The organism is Alcanivorax borkumensis SK2, assembly GCF_000009365.1.
Classification (GTDB): Bacteria; Pseudomonadota; Gammaproteobacteria; order Pseudomonadales; family Alcanivoracaceae; genus Alcanivorax; species Alcanivorax borkumensis.
On the sequence record NC_008260.1, the window covers coordinates 2182033 to 2197045 of the forward strand.

Annotated in this window: 15 protein-coding genes; 12 read left to right on the plus strand and 3 right to left on the minus strand. The window is 54.3% G+C overall.

Annotated features, from left to right (window positions below; genetic code table 11):
- The first annotated feature begins 5 nt into the window (after positions 1–5).
- The 6 genes from ABO_RS09810 (at position 6) to ABO_RS09835 (ending at position 5795) form a co-directional block, all read left to right on the plus strand.
- On the plus strand, positions 6–1070 hold the full coding sequence (locus ABO_RS09810) for a COX15/CtaA family protein (protein WP_041705004.1): 1065 nt from the start codon (positions 6–8) through the stop codon (positions 1068–1070).
- The gene (gene cyoE, locus ABO_RS09815) at positions 1067–1978 is read left to right on the plus strand and encodes a heme o synthase (RefSeq protein WP_011589185.1); all 912 of its coding nucleotides are present in this window, start codon (positions 1067–1069) and stop codon (positions 1976–1978) included. The genes ABO_RS09810 and cyoE overlap by 4 nt, the downstream gene beginning before the upstream one ends.
- Positions 1979–2074: 96 nt before the next feature.
- Positions 2075–2530, plus strand: coding sequence for a DUF962 domain-containing protein (locus ABO_RS09820; RefSeq protein ID WP_011589186.1), 456 nt, complete (start codon positions 2075–2077; stop codon positions 2528–2530).
- Positions 2531–2653: 123 nt separating this feature from the next.
- Positions 2654–3241 (plus strand): LemA family protein, encoded by a 588-nt coding sequence (locus ABO_RS09825; RefSeq protein ID WP_011589187.1) that lies wholly within the window; start codon positions 2654–2656, stop codon positions 3239–3241.
- Between the two features lie 12 nt (positions 3242–3253).
- The gene (locus ABO_RS09830) at positions 3254–5149 is read left to right on the plus strand and encodes a M48 family metallopeptidase (RefSeq protein WP_011589188.1); all 1896 of its coding nucleotides are present in this window, start codon (positions 3254–3256) and stop codon (positions 5147–5149) included.
- Between the two features lie 283 nt (positions 5150–5432).
- Positions 5433–5795: a hypothetical protein gene (locus ABO_RS09835; RefSeq protein WP_011589189.1), complete on the plus strand. Its 363-nt coding sequence runs from the start codon at positions 5433–5435 to the stop codon at positions 5793–5795.
- Positions 5796–5862: 67 nt separating this feature from the next.
- Here ABO_RS09835 and ABO_RS09840 read toward each other — a convergent pair whose 3' ends face one another.
- The gene (locus tag ABO_RS09840) at positions 5863–6909 is read right to left on the minus strand and encodes a GNAT family N-acetyltransferase (RefSeq protein WP_011589190.1); all 1047 of its coding nucleotides are present in this window, start codon (positions 6907–6909) and stop codon (positions 5863–5865) included.
- A 205-nt stretch (positions 6910–7114) separates the two neighbouring features.
- On the opposite strand from ABO_RS09840, the gene ABO_RS14645 reads away from it, so the two are divergent.
- On the plus strand, positions 7115–7723 hold the full coding sequence (locus tag ABO_RS14645) for a cold-shock protein (protein ID WP_081424068.1): 609 nt from the start codon (positions 7115–7117) through the stop codon (positions 7721–7723).
- A 91-nt stretch (positions 7724–7814) separates the two neighbouring features.
- Positions 7815–9368 (plus strand): sodium:solute symporter, encoded by a 1554-nt coding sequence (locus tag ABO_RS09850; RefSeq protein WP_011589192.1) that lies wholly within the window; start codon positions 7815–7817, stop codon positions 9366–9368.
- Here the strand turns inward: ABO_RS09850 and ABO_RS09855 are convergent.
- Together ABO_RS09855 and ABO_RS09860 are read right to left on the minus strand one after the other, a co-directional pair.
- The gene (locus ABO_RS09855; protein ID WP_011589193.1) at positions 9296–9958 is read right to left on the minus strand and encodes a hypothetical protein; all 663 of its coding nucleotides are present in this window, start codon (positions 9956–9958) and stop codon (positions 9296–9298) included. The genes ABO_RS09850 and ABO_RS09855 overlap by 73 nt on opposite strands.
- Positions 9948–11258 (minus strand): sialidase family protein, encoded by a 1311-nt coding sequence (locus ABO_RS09860; protein ID WP_011589194.1) that lies wholly within the window; start codon positions 11256–11258, stop codon positions 9948–9950. Before ABO_RS09860 ends, ABO_RS09855 begins: the two co-directional genes overlap by 11 nt.
- A 301-nt stretch (positions 11259–11559) precedes the next feature.
- Between ABO_RS09860 and ABO_RS09865 the strand changes: the two genes are divergently transcribed.
- The 4 genes from ABO_RS09865 to ABO_RS09880 all read left to right on the plus strand — a co-directional run bounded on the left by ABO_RS09865 (position 11560) and on the right by ABO_RS09880 (position 14913).
- Positions 11560–12252, plus strand: a complete 693-nt coding sequence (locus ABO_RS09865; protein WP_035461429.1) for an START domain-containing protein — start codon at positions 11560–11562, stop codon at positions 12250–12252.
- Between the two features lie 112 nt (positions 12253–12364).
- Positions 12365–13114: a lysophospholipid acyltransferase family protein gene (locus ABO_RS09870; protein ID WP_011589196.1), complete on the plus strand. Its 750-nt coding sequence runs from the start codon at positions 12365–12367 to the stop codon at positions 13112–13114.
- A gap of 291 nt (positions 13115–13405) precedes the next feature.
- A complete protein-coding gene (locus ABO_RS09875) occupies positions 13406–14251 on the plus strand; it encodes an SDR family NAD(P)-dependent oxidoreductase (RefSeq protein WP_011589197.1) in 846 nt (281 codons plus the stop codon).
- A gap of 71 nt (positions 14252–14322) precedes the next feature.
- Complete coding sequence (locus tag ABO_RS09880; RefSeq protein ID WP_011589198.1) at positions 14323–14913, plus strand: DUF938 domain-containing protein; 591 nt, start codon at positions 14323–14325, stop codon at positions 14911–14913.
- Positions 14914–15013: the final 100 nt, after the last annotated feature.

The window sequence follows — 15013 nt, forward strand, 5'->3', positions numbered from 1 at the left end:
TGATTATGCAAACTCCCACCGCATCACAGCGCTGGCTGCGCCGCTTTTGTATTCTGGCCGTCCTTCTGGCTGCTGGCGTGATCACCCTCGGCGCCTGGACTCGGCTATCCGATGCCGGCTTGGGCTGCCCGGACTGGCCAGGCTGTTATGGCCATCTGGACGTCCGCAAAGCCATTGAGCACGTGGCCAACACCAACGAAACCACGCCCGGGACCCTGCGCGAAGCGCACAAAACCGTACCAGAAATGGTGCATCGCTATTTTGCCTCGACCCTGGGCCTCGTCATTATCATCATCGCTGCACTGTCATTCGTTAATCGCAAACGGGAAAAGCAACCACTGAAACTACCGCTCTTTCTGGTGGCATTAGTTATCTTTCAGGGCATTCTCGGCATGTGGACGGTAACCATGGGGCTGCAGCCCACTATCGTCATGCTGCACCTGCTCGGCGGTTTTACCACCTTCACCCTGTTGGTACTGCTCACTGCCCGAGTGTTTCGCTGGCCAAGCTTTCTGAATGACTGCGATGTGCTCACCCTCAAGCCTCTGGCATCAATAACACTAGCCGCGGTTATTTTACAGATCGCTCTGGGCGGCTGGACCGCCAGTAACTATGCAGCCGTGGCCTGCACCGATCTGCCCGTGTGTGAAGAAGGCTGGCAAGAACGGCTAAATTTCGAGAAAGCCTTTATCTTTTGGGGGCACGAACACGACAAGCCGGACTATGAGTACGGAGTTTTAGATAACGAAGCGCGCACAACCATCCACGTGATGCACCGTTTCGGCGCCCTGGTCGTTACCCTGCTGGCCCTCTTACTGGTAGGGAAAATTCTGTTGCGGGCCCGCAGCGTATTTTTCCGAAACTTTGCCCTGGTGATTGCCGGCCTTCTCACCCTACAGATCGGGCTGGGGCTAAGTAACGTCATCTTTGCTGTGCCACTGGATGTGGCCGTCGCGCATAATTTTGTGGCAGTGCTACTGTTAGCTAGTCTGGTCTTATTTATCCGTGCCATAAACGTAAAATGCGGCAAACGCGAACCAAAGTCACAACAAAAAGGAGCCCCGTCATGAGTGAGAGAACCCACTGGCGCGACTATCTCGCCCTCACTAAACCCGGCGTGGTCATGCTGCTTATGGTCACCGCGGTGGCGGGCATGTTTCTAGCCACCGAACCGGCAGGCATGGTGCCATTAGCCACTTTCATCCCTGCCTTTGTGGGGCTGTCGCTGGCCATGATGGCCTCCGCCGCGATCAACCAAATTATGGATCAGAAAATTGACGCCATTATGAAGCGCACCGAAAAGCGCCCTCTGGTTGCCGGAAAGCTGACCCCCAAAGCCGCCATCACCTTTGCGGTGCTGCTAGCAACCGCCTCAATGATTATGCTGTACTTTCTGGTGAACCCGCTAACGGCGTGGTTGACCTTGTTCGGCTTTGTCGGCTATGCCTTTATTTACACCCTGTATCTCAAACGCGCTACACCGCAAAACATCGTGATTGGGGGTATCGCGGGCGCCATCCCGCCGCTACTGGGCTGGACCGCCGTCACCGGTGAAGCACACCCCTACGCTTGGCTGCTAGTGCTCATCATCTTCGTTTGGACCCCACCACACTTCTGGGCGCTGGCCATCCATCGCCGCGATGAATATGCCAAGGCCGATATACCCATGTTACCGGTGACCCATGGCATCCCGTTTACCCGTGAATCGGTGCTCTACTACACCATCTTGCTGTTTATCTGCACGCTGCTGCCTTACCTCACCGGCATGAGCGACCTGATTTATTTGCTCAGCGCGTTGATCCTCGGCTTGGTATTTCTCTATCACGCAGTACGCCTGCGTTTTTCTGAAGACCCGAAACTTCCAATGAAAACCTTCGGTTATTCAATTACTTATTTGTTCGCTCTGTTTACCGCCCTGCTGGTAGACCACTACCTGCCCGTGACGCCCGCCAATGTCGCGTCCTGGCTTGGCGCATGAGGCACACATAAGCCAAGGTGCCGGAGCCCAGAGGAGGCACCGGCGCCCTGCCGCGCTATACTCTTCCCCATAGAATACCAACTAGGGGAAAACAACATGGCAACCCGCAGCATGAATGACTGGCTCAACGCCTATGGCGAAAGCCACCAAAACCCTACCAACAAGAAAGTACACTTCCTATGCGTGCCGGTGATCTTCTTTACCATCGTCGGCTTTCTCTGGGCTCTTCCCGCCCCCCTGTTCACAGGGTTCTGGGCATGCTTAGCACTGGTCTTCGTCACACTCTACTACGCCCGCCTATCCATACCCATTGCTGTGGGCATGCTGGCTTTTAGCTTGCTCTGTCTGGCCGGCCTCAGTCTCATCGCTGCCGCCGGCATTAGCGTCTGGCTGTTCTCACTAGTGGTCTTCATTCTCGCCTGGATTGGCCAATTCTGGGGCCATAAAGTTGAGGGCCAAAAACCCTCGTTTTTCGAAGACATCCAGTATCTGATGATCGGCCCAGCTTGGATCATGGGCTTCCTCTATCGAAAATGGGGAATCAAGTATTAATTTCTTCCTGTAAGAGCTTAACGGCAAACGTCTGCAGCAAATCAAAGCCAACGCCTTTCCACTCTACGACTTTTGCAGTAGGTTATAGGCTAACAACAACATCGCAGGGGAAGGAATACCCGCATGGGCACTCTGATTTTTTTCGGCATCATCATTGCCGTCATCATTTACATCATTGCCGTCTACAACCGACTTATCGCCCTGAAAAACCGTTTCAAGAACGGCTTTGCCCAAATTGACGTGCAACTGCAACGCCGCCACGATTTGATCCCCAACCTGGTGGAAACGGCCAAAGGCTACATGAGCCATGAAAAAGAAACGCTAACCCAGGTAATCGAAGCGCGAAACCAGGCGATTAGCGCCAAAAAAGCCGCCGCTGCACACCCGGACGATGCCAATGCCGTGGCTCAACTGGGCAAAGCAGAATCCTTCCTCTCCGGCTCACTGGCTAATTTCTTTGCTCTCAGCGAAAACTACCCGGATCTCAAGGCTAACGACACCATGGCCCAGCTGATGGAAGAACTGAGCAGCACCGAAAACCGTATTGGGTTTGCTCGCCAAGCATTCAACGATGCGGTAATGAACTACAACACCTACCGTGAGCAGTTCCCACAAAACTTCATCGGCGGATTATTCGGCAGCTTTAGCGAAGCCAAGCTGCTACAAATTGAGACCGAGCAGGCACGCAAGGCCGTGAACGTCAGTTTCTAACCCGGCCTCGCCATGGATTTCTTTCAACACCAAGAACGAGCCCGCCGCAAAACCGGGCTGCTTGTTCTGTATTTCATCCTCGCGGTCATCGCCATCGTGGTGTGTGTCAACCTGGCCTTGTTGCTGACGCTGTTCTGGGGAAACGTCCAGATCGTGCATGCTCACCAATGGCTTGCACACCCCATCGTCCACTGGGTTACCGGCCTTACCCTGGCGGTTATGATCTTCGGCTGTCTGATTAAACTTTGGCAGCTGCGCAACGGTGGTAAGGGCCTAGCGGACATGCTCGGTGCCCGCCACATTCCCATGGATAGCGTAGACATCAGCGAAAAAAAGCTGATCAATGTGGTCGAGGAAATGAGTATTGCCTCGGGTATCCCCGCTCCCCAGCTCTATGTGCTGGACAAGGAAAGCGGCATTAACGCTTTCGTAGCAGGCTTCCGCCCCTCGGAAACCGTGCTGGTGGTGACGCAGGGCACACTTAACGAGCTCAATCGCGATGAGCTGCAAGGCGTTATCGCCCATGAGTTCAGCCATATTTTCAATGCCGACATGCGCCTGAACTTGCGCCTGCTGGCCGTGCTTGCGGGCATTCTCGCACTAGGAAAAGTTGGCGAATACCTGATTCGCGGCCAACGCCGCTCTTCTTCTAACCGCAAAGGCGGTGGCGGGCTGGTGTTTGCCGGGCTGGCATTGATGGTTGTCGGTTATGTCGGGCTGTTCTTCGGACGCCTGATTAAAGCGGCCATCTCCCGGCAGCGGGAGCTGTTGGCAGATGCCTCTGCCGTGCAATTCACCCGCAACCCGGCAGGAATTGGCGGTGCACTGATTAAAATTCGCAACGGCAACGGCTCTCACTTAACCAGCCCCCACGCAGAAGACATGAGCCATATGTGTTTCGGCGAAACGTTACGTTTTCGCTGGCGCAACCTGCTAGGTACCCATCCACCACTGGACGAGCGACTCCGCGCCCTAGGCAGCGACTGGGTGGCCCGTGCCCGTAGCCGAGCCCGTAATACCCTTAGCACCGCCACACACAGCAACCCCGAGATTCCTCAAGGAGCCTCAGCCTTCGCCGGCGGCAGCCTTAAGCCCACACGTAACGAAAACCCGCCAGCCGCCCCCTCACAACGTATTGGCACCGTAAGCGAACCCGATATGGGCTATGCCCGTAGCTTGTTGGAGACCATTCCTGACGATCTTCGACGCCAAACTCGCTCGCCCAAGTCGGCAGAGAATGTGCTCTACGCCCTGATACTTAGCGCGTCAAATAGCAGCACTGAAGCGCTGTTGGCTGCATTAGATATCACAGGTCAACGACCCGCCTTAGTCACGCTAAGCAAGCAAATTCATGCCCAAGGTTCCCGTCTACGGCTACCGTTAATTGACTTAGCATTACCGGCGCTTAAACCGCTACCCGCCACTGACCGGGCACGGATCCTTACTCACCTGACCGCATTGATTGAGGTCGACGACCGTTACAGCTTTTTCGAATGGGCGCTAGTGGGATTAGCCCGCCAGCAACTCGGGGATCAATCCGGCAAGAATCGCCGCACCCGCTTCCGCCGCTATGGCGCACTGGCCGCAGAACTGCAATTGCTGTTCTCGGTACTGACTTGGGCCAGTGGCGCTGACGAGAAAGACGCACGTACTCTATTCCAGCTCAGCACCCACGGGCTTCTGCCCGCTGGCCGCACCTTGCTGCCCCTAACACATTGTGGCAGCCACAAGCTCAGTAACGCCATTGAGCGCCTGGCCGACTTGTCTCCGCTGCTCAAGGGGCCTGTTATTGATGCTGCGGCGGATCTGGTACTGGCCGATGGTAAAGTCCAGGTGCAGGAAGCAGAACTGCTGCGCGCGGTATCCGCCCTGCTTGAGTGTCCCCTTCCGCCCCTGTTTAATCGCTAAAGAGTTTCCGCAGCCCAACATTTGGGAAATAGGGAATACCAGCAAGGGGCCCTAACAGCCGCAGTGCCACAATACCTTTGAGTTTGATTCCCTATTGCGCAATCAACTGCGCCAATTCCACATGTACGCCTTGGCTTACAGATTTTTAAGATAACGTCCTTATCACTTGATGGTATGAAGCGTGCAGAATACGGGCACATTCAAAAACGACCGCTGATCGACAGCCCTGTGAGCTCTTTCACAATTTAACGCACGATCACACCCATGCGGCGAGGGCAACACGATGCCATTAAAGAAGGCGAGCACACGCAATACCTGGGAATCTGTTGCTCACGCTACCGAGCAGGTGCGTAATGGCAGCCTTAACCCAGCTTTCTCCGCCTGGATCAGCGCGCAAGGCTTTGCGTTGAACGAGACCGTCTTCTCCTGCGTATGCCAGTTTGACGAAGGGGTCTACACCGGCACCTTAGTGGATCATAGTGGCCGCGCTTGGGAGTTTTTTGCTGACCTGGATGACCCGCAGAACTGCGATTTGGAAGATGTAACCGATACACTGGGACCGAAATCCCCGGACCACCCCGAAGCGGATCTGTGTGACAAGGTCACCATGGCATTGCTGTACCAACGTCAACAATGTATCGCCTGACAACCTGATAGAAGTAACAATCTGCCCTTATCATGGCACCTAAGACGCCTGCGAAAAACAAAACCATTCAATCTTCCCGCCGGAACGGTAACAGACTGCGAGCCTCCTGCTGGTAGCCATGCACGTGCCGCGCTTCCTCTTGGCAGAAATCCGCGATCGCCTGTTGAAAAGCTGGCTCGCGTAAATGATGTAATGACCAGGTAATCACCGGTTCAAAGCCACGCAGAATTTTGTGCTCACCCTGCACTCCCGGATCAAACTCCTGTAGCTGCTGCTCAATGGCAAATTCGATTCCCTGGTAGTAACACAGCTCGAAATGCAGACAATCGCGCTCTTGCAGGCAGCCCCAATAACGGCCATAGAGCTGAGTGTCATCAAAGAAATACAACGCCGCCGCGATCGGGGCCCGGGTATTTCCGTCCCAGGCCAACACCAGCATCAACTGCTCACCTTGCTGCTGTGCTATCGCCAAGAAAAAATCCTCGTTCAGATACGGCATTTGCCCCCGCTTGAGGTAAGTGCTCGCATAACACCGGTAGAAGAAAGCCCAGTCATCCGCCTGAATCTGTGCGCCCCGGCGACGCTCAATATGAATCCCCTGCTCGGTAATTTGCCGCCGCTCCTTGCGCACGTTCTTGCGCTTGCGTGATTGAAAGCGCGCCAAGAAATCATCGAAATCAGCATAACCACCATTGAACCAGCGAAAATGGCAGGCCTGACGAGACACCAGTGGCAAACCTTCCAACGCTTCACGACTTGCCTGGTCCGCAAACAGCAGATGCCAACCGCTGGCCTGCTGCTCTTCCATTTTTTCGCTGACGGTTTGCCAAAGTGTCTCTGCGGTCCACTGTCCGCGCCAACGCGGCCCCACTACTGGGGTGAACGGTACCGAGGTCACCAGTTTAGGGTAATAGGCCAAACCATGACGCTGATAAGCCTCAGCCCAATTAAAATCAAATACATACTCGCCCTGGGAGTGAGAGCGTGCATACAGGGGCAACCAACCGTGCTCTTGCGCCACATGGCAGGGTGACCAGCCCGTTTGCGGCGAGGCAGCACCGCAATCCTGCAACGCTTGGAAAAATGTCAGTTCAAGGAACGGATAAGACGCCAAAATAGCTCCAACATGAGTTTCATCGCCAGCTTGGGTACAATGCCCGGATTGTGCAGCGCCTGATAGTCATTATCGACAAGCCCAGCCTACAAAAAGGGCACCGATAACGAGGGTTTTACCCGGCTGCACAATACCGCCTCGTCATCTGGCGGTTTTTTATCCTTACTTTTATCACTCATTGCTTAAACAAGGTAACGTCAACTCCATGAATCTCTCTAAACCGCTGACTATATTTTACGTCATCGTCACCCTGTTACTTGCCCTCCCCGGTGCTTGGCTTTTGTTTGCCCCGGAAATGGCCTTGGTGACCATTCATGAAAACCTGGCCATGATTCAGGTTTCCAACATCCACAGCCAACAAACCGGTCTGGGTCTGCTACTAGCCGCTGCCGTTAACTTGGTCTGCCTGATGGGCGGTCGCCAACGTTTGCCACTGCATGTGGCTGTGCTGTTCTATCTGGCCGGCTTGGTGGCCAGCCACGGTAATACCGTATTCACCCATCAAGCGTGGTTGTGGGTACCGGTGTTGGTCTATCTGCTGCCGTTGATTCCTTTCGGCAAGCTGGTGCCGGCTAACCTACCCATGCCCTCCCTGCCCGGCAGCAATGGCCAGCAGCGCGGTGAAGTGAAGTGGTTCAACCCAAACAAGGGTTTTGGCTTCATTCTTACCGACAGCGGTGAAGAACTGTTTGTTCATTTCAAAGCGGTACAGAACGGCGGCCGCCGCAGTCTGCGCACCGGCACCAAGGTCCGCTTCGATACCCGCATGTCCGATCGCGGCGAACAGGCCGATAACGTCTATATCGAACAATAAAACAACCTAAGTCGCATCATGCGGCACGCGCAGCAGGCTGCACTCAGCGGCGTGTTGCGCGCCGCCTGTTGCCTGAAGCGGAATAACAATAATGACTCTGGCAATCGCTGACTGGATTGTCCTTGCTGGGTACCTTTGTATCGTGCTGGGCATCGGTATCTATTTCTCACGCCGCAACACCAATACCGAAGAATATTTTGTAGGCGGTCGCCGTTTTCGCGGCTGGGTAATAGGTCTGTCATTAGTAGGCACATCCATCAGCTCCATTACCTTCTTGGCCTATCCCGCCGACGCCTTCCTGACCGACTGGTTACGCTACCTACCTAACCTGGCCCTACTGCCTGCCATGCTGGTGGCAGCTTTCGTTTTTTTGCCTTTTTTTCGGCGCGAAAATATGACCAGCGCCTATGAATTCCTCGAGTTACGCTATGGTCCATCCATCCGAGTATATGGTGCCATTGCGTTTCTGGTGGCGCAGTTGGTGCGCCTAGCCATGATCCTGTGGCTGCTCTCTCTTTTGATACAACAAGTCACCGATCTAACACCCACCACCGCCATTATTCTAGGTGGGTTTTTTGTTGGCTTTTACACCGTCATCGGAGGTATTGATGCGGTAATCTGGACCGATGTGCTGCAAACCGTCATTTTGTTACTGGGCGGCCTCGTCTGCCTGTGGGTGATTCTCGAGGCGCTGCCCGGCGGGCTCAACCAAGTGTTCGAACAAGCAGGTCAGGCCGGCAAGTTTGCCCTGGCGCCCTGGGAAAACGGTGCTCCCGCAGAGACCTCTTGGTCGTTCTCGCTGAGCGAAAAGACCGCCACCATGATGCTGTTGATCGGCCTCACCAACTGGCTCACAGAATACTCCAGCAACCAGAACACCGTGCAACGGTATTGCGCCTCCCAATCCACTAAGGAAGCGCGTCGCGGGCTCTGGGTATACCTATTCACCGCCCTGCCTATCTGGGCGTTCTACATGCTATTGGGCACGGCCCTGTGGGTGTTCTTTCAGGTTTATCCGGACGCCCAGGCAAGCGCGATTCTGACCGGTGAAACTCGGGCTGAAACTCTGATGCCCCATTTCATTACCGGCTACCTGCCCGCTGGCGTGGCCGGGCTGGTGATTGCAGCAGCTCTGGCCGCCGCCATGAGCTCACTGGATTCCAGCATCAACTCCATCACTACCGTTAGCGTGGTTGACCTGTATCGCCGTCATCTGCGTCCTGGCCGCGATGATCGCCACTACCTAAAAGTGGCCTGGGCCATCGCCGCCGCCGTCACGGGAGTCATGATTCTCGGAGCGCTGTGGCTAAATCAGGCTGATACCAAAACACTACAAGACACGTCAACCATCCTAGTGTCACTGCTTGGCGGGGGAATGCTAGGGTTATATTTGCTGGGCTTTTTCAGCAAGAAGGGCAATGCGCGGGCCGCTTGGGTGGGGATTGGTTGCACCCTGGTATTCACTAGCTGGACCATTCTTACCAACAACCAGCTTTTACCGGAGGCACTAAGCGCCCCCTTTGACCTGTATTACACCGGACTGATTGGCAATGTGCTGATGTTTCTGGTCGGCTACGTGGTGGCTTTGCTCTGGCCTGCAGCCTCGGTGGCGCCGGTTTCACCCCAGCCCGCTGCCGAGGGCTGAGTCGATGACTGCTGCGCGAGTAGAGCCCTCGCGCTCAGCAGCCGATCGCGTAGCAACCAACCCACCGCCCAACACACCAGCCAAGGGTCCATCAGGTAATCCCAGAGATTATCGCTAGCTAGCCAACCGGCCCTAAAAACGCACTGAGCCACCACCAGAATCAAACACGATGCATAAGCGCGGGTCACCCATGCCAGGAGCCCGATCAACAACAGAGCGGTGCTGAAACCAAAACTCCCGAAACCCAACGAATAGGGATCCTCATAGCTGGACCCCATGCTCATTGGGTAAAACCACAATGCCATTAACACCAGCATTCGGCACGCTGTACGTAACTCACGAACCGGCAGCCAGTAGTGACCGACCATACGGTGCTGAATCGCCAACATCGCCAGCAAGCCAGAGGTAATGCTGAAACCTGCGAGGTAACTCAGCACCCAAGCTCCCAGCCCCCAAGGGTATGGCAATAAGGACCACACAAACACTACACAGGCCAAAACCACACGACCGCGCAAAGACAACAGAGTGGCACTAATGCGCAACTGAATCGCCACCAACACTAATGCGCAAATAACCAGATCAATCGACATAAGTGATCTCCTTGCGCTGACTATTGTTGTGCGGCGTACGGCCCACCGTATCGGCTTTTAACCAGGCATGGCGGATAGCCGTCTTGTTCCAGGTGTAAAGCATGTGCAGATCCCCGTTCCTTGTGCGCACCATATAAGGATAGTCATACTGGAATGCACATCCGTGGTCGCCATGACATTTGTTGGCCTTTACTCGCTCCAAAAGAAGACGTCGATCTTCGGGAATCGTTTCCCCAGCAAACTCATCATCGACCAGATCTACAAAGGTTCCTGGCTCTAACGCATTACCTCTCCACTGCTCCCGATTATGGAAAAACCACCGATCTTCCCAGTGCTGCCCGGAATCACGAGTTTCGCGAATACACAGATCATCACGCTCTTCACGGTTACAGTTGGTCGCTACCAACCAGTGCCCAGGCCCCATAGCCACGCCACCAAGGGCGGAACTGGGATTATCTAAGGGAGAATATTCCAGCGGCGTCCATGTCCAACCTCCATCGTTACTGGAGGATTGGTATAAATAGCCATTATTGGGCTCGTTCTCATTGCGCAAGAAAGAAACTGCATGGTTATTATTATCCACCAGCACAAGTGGCTGAATCGCCTTGCGCCCATGCCCGATACGGGCTTTACCGAGAATACGATTATCCCTATCCAAACGCAGAATCTCGCCAAACTTGCCAATCATTTCGTGGTACACCGGTAAACCGATGGTGCCATCGCTGTAATGGATAGGCGGGGTTTTCACTAGGGTGCTTATATTCAGAAACGGCGTGGCCACCAATGAGGTGTCAAATTCCCAACTGGCGCCCATATCCGAGGATTCCAGCACCACCAATCGGCTGGCCGCCCAGCCGCCGAAGCTCACTGCGACCACAAACAAACGCATGCGGCCATCCTCATCCAACACCGGCAGCGCATTACCCAGCTTGCGAATGTGCCTACCCCAGCCTTGGGAAATCTGTTCACGTGTGACAGATACGATCTCGTCAGACCAGGTTCCTAATTGAGGGTCAAAGATAGCGGAATTAATAGACACATCTGCCGCCCCTTCACGGGTCCCGGCGAACCAAAAAGCGCGCAACCGGCCATCCGGCAACTCCACCATAGAGGCTGCGTGTACCATGCGGGTGTCCGCATCCGACGCAAAGCGGATTTGCCACTGGGAATCAGAGGGCACCGGTGCAGGTTCTACGGCCAGCAACTGCGGTGGCGGTTGCCAAAGCCGCTCCGGTGTTGCAGCAAAATAACCTGCCACTAAGGCAGCACCGATCAAAAGATGAAACGCTCGCTTAAGCATAGGAAATTGTCGCAACTTAGGTATGCAAATGCTTGTTATTGGTTACTCGATCAACGCATGACGCGCGAGATCACAGTTTAGCAGCCGTCCGCAAAATTGCCTGCCGTTGATACATATTTGCTACACCGACTGTCCGATTACGCGCAGAAGATACACTAGAGAGTGATCAAAATGTATTCAGCGGGACAAGGATAATGTCATAATGAGCTCGTGTTATATGATCACCCCCATTCCAAAAATAACGGACAAGGATTCCTCGCTTCCTATGGACAGGCTTCGACCTTTTGGCCTTCTTTGGCTTTTGCTTGCATTCTCTACGCTTTGCTCACCGGCATTCAGTAATGAAGATCAGGATTGGACCCTGGTCAGTGACCGCAATGATATTCAGGTGTATATGAAGCACCGGGATGAGTCACGCCTGAAGACGTTTCGTGGCGTCACCCGCTTCCCCCTGAAAGACGAGTACTCCCTGGTCGCACTGCTCAACGATTACCCCTCGTATCCTAAATGGCTGCATTTTGTCGATAGTGCCGAGGAGTTCGGCCGCGCCAACCCCCTCGACCGTCAGTTACGCTTCACCACTCAACTGCCTTGGCCGCTGGCCGACCGAGAAGCCGTATTACGCGCAAAAGTGACCCAAGTGCTGGATCCTAATCCCAATTCGGTGAAAATCACCCTGATCAACCAACCGGATGCCCTGCCCCCCACCAAGAACTATATCCGCTTTCCTGAAATGACCGGGATACTAGCCTTTAGCCGCCTGAGCAACCACCAAATAGAAATGACCTATGAACTGATTCTGGACCCGGGCGGCTACATCCCCGCCTGGATTGCCAATATTCTGCTACGCGATGCGCCTTACTTCACGCTAGAACGACTTCGCCGTATCATCAACAAACCGGAATACCAGAATCATTATTACGATTACATTGACCTTAATGGCCCGGGCAGGCTTGTAGACGCGACGCCTCAGGCCGCACCAGCGCCCCACTGACCGACCAAAGCGGCATCATCCAAAGGTAACCAACGTAAATGCTGGCCTGTCATTTTCGGCCAGACCTCCGCTACCATAGCACTCAGTTTCTGTACGAATCGGAGAGCATCAGATGGTAATGCGATTGTTTTTCTTTCTGTATAGTTGGCTGATCTTTGTGCCGCTCATGCTGGCGACCACGCTGGTGGCAGGCTTGGTCTGTTTACTACTTATTCCTTTTCTACCCACTGACAAAGTCGCAAAACTCACCGCCGTACCTTGGGCCAGGCTCTGCCTTCTTTATAGTGGTGTGCGAGTAGAGGTTGATGGCCGCCATCACCTCCAGCCCGGCCAAAGTTACGTCATCGTCGCCAACCACCTCAGTCAATTCGATATTTTTGTATTGTACGGTTATCTAGGCATAGATTTTCGTTGGGTAATGAAACACGAACTACGCAAGGTTCCGATTATCGGTATCTGCAGCGAAAAACTGGGCCATATTTTTATTAATCGGTCCGACACTGAAGCAGCCGTTGCCTCCTTGAATAACGCCCGCGCACGCTTGGCCAATGGGGCCAGCGTGTTATTCTTTCCTGAAGGCACCCGCAGCCGCGATGGACAATTGAAACCCTTCAAAAAAGGCGCCTTCAAGATGGCTCAGGCGCTGCAGCTACCCGTGCTGCCTATCACCCTGTCGGGAACATTCGACATTTTGCCCGCCGGAACCTTAAGACTGCATCCCGGCGCCACCGCTCGCCTGGTTATGCACCCCGCACTCACAGTAACCGGCAACACTGAGGCCGAACTGCAAGCTCTCGTCCAGCAAAGCCGCAGCGCCATTGCCGCCCCGTTAAGGGACAGCTCATCACAACTACCGTTCTAACCACAGCGACAGCCCATTGTGTCGCCAACGTCACAAGGCCAGCTCCTTGTCTGACAAGATTGGCCCATTCTGCAGTGGCAAAGTGTCTACACTCGGTCGCAAATCGAGTTGCACGTTGAAAGAAAAGCGCAGGCAAGCATAGTGCCAACCGAAACGATGCTGCCCACGCAGCACCGCAGGGTTGGCCTGTTACCAGGCCCTGATAAGCCTTTTGCGCTTTCCATCTTTGAACTTTGCGCTCATAAGCTAACAGCAAACGCCGCTTTTACTAGAGTGGCGACAGGAGTGATCATGAAGAATTTCAAAGATAAAGTTGCCGTCATAACTGGCGCCGGCTCCGGTATTGGTCGTGCTCTGGCCATGAATCTGGCCGCTTCTGGTGCAAAACTGGCTCTCTCGGACATTAATGAAGCCGGCCTAAAAGAGACCGCCAACAGCCTGAATCTCAGCGAAGATCGCCTAATGACCAAAATATTGGACGTAGCGGATCGCCAAGCGTTCTACGCCTTCGCCGACGATGTGGTCAATCATTTTGGGCATGCCAACATGATTTTCAATAACGCGGGGGTAGCATTGGGCGCCACCGTAGAAGAGATGGATTACGACGACTTCGAGTGGTTGATGAACATCAACTTCTGGGGTGTAGTTTACGGCACCAAAGCGTTCCTACCTTATCTGAAGCAAGCTGGTGAGGGACATATCATTAACATCTCTTCTATCTTTGGTCTCGTGGGCATTCCTACTCAGTCTGCTTACAACGCAGCCAAATTCGCGGTACGCGGCTTCACTGAATCCTTGCGCATTGAGCTGGAACTGGAAGGCAGCCCGGTATCCTGCACCTCCATTCATCCCGGTGGTATCAAGACCAATATCGCCAAAGCTGCGCGCATGAGCGATGGCGTTGAGCGCATCACAGGTGCCAGCAAGGAACAAGCCATTCAGGATTTCGAGAAAATGTTTCGCACCACGCCAGAAGAAGCGGCCAGTACCATCCTCAAGGGAGTTCGCGGCAATAAGCGTCGGGTCTTGATCGGTTCAGATGCTATCGCTGTCGACACCATGCAGCGTCTGTTGCCGACCAGCTACCAGAGGCTGATTGCCATGGGCCAGAAATACATGAACAAAAGTAAGGGGTGAGGAAATAACGCGTTTCCCTTGCCAAAAAAGGCCGTTGATGATGCCATGACCTCTCACTCACAGGAGCAGCCATGACATCATCAAAGGTTCCTTTTTCGCAAGCAGCGGAAAACAACAAAGGCCCGATTCTCCAAGTTTTGCAGCAACACTGTCAGGCCCCCGGGACGCTGCTGGAAATTGGGGCCGGCACCGGACAGCATGCCGCTTGGCTGTCTGCACAGCTACCCCATTTGCAATGGCAGCCCTCTGACGTGGCGCAGAACCTCCCAACCATTCGCCACTGGCTAGGCCAGACACACAGCCTGGCAAATGCCCCGTTAGCCCTGGATGTGAGCGACCAATGGCCGATTGGTCCTTTTGATTATCTGTTCACGGCGAATACGTTTCACATCATGCCGCAATCACTGGTCGCCCATTGCATCGCTGAAGGGTGCCGGCATCTCAACACAGAGGGATTGTTCATGGTCTACGGCCCCTTCAACTACGATGATCAGTTCACCAGTGATTCCAATCGACAGTTTGAACGTTGGCTGAAATCCACTGATACGCAGCGGGGGATCCGCGACAAGGAATGGGTAGAGCAGGAGTTTGCCCAGCACGGTCGGCAATGTCTTGCGGACCATGCCATGCCAGCGAATAACCGGGTGCTGGTGTTCGGGTAAAACGGCATGCTGAAAGTCAACGAAAGCGAATACCGCACATGCTCGGTTTCGAGTGAATAACCCCGAGCCTCATGGCCATCACGCCAATGATACATACCCT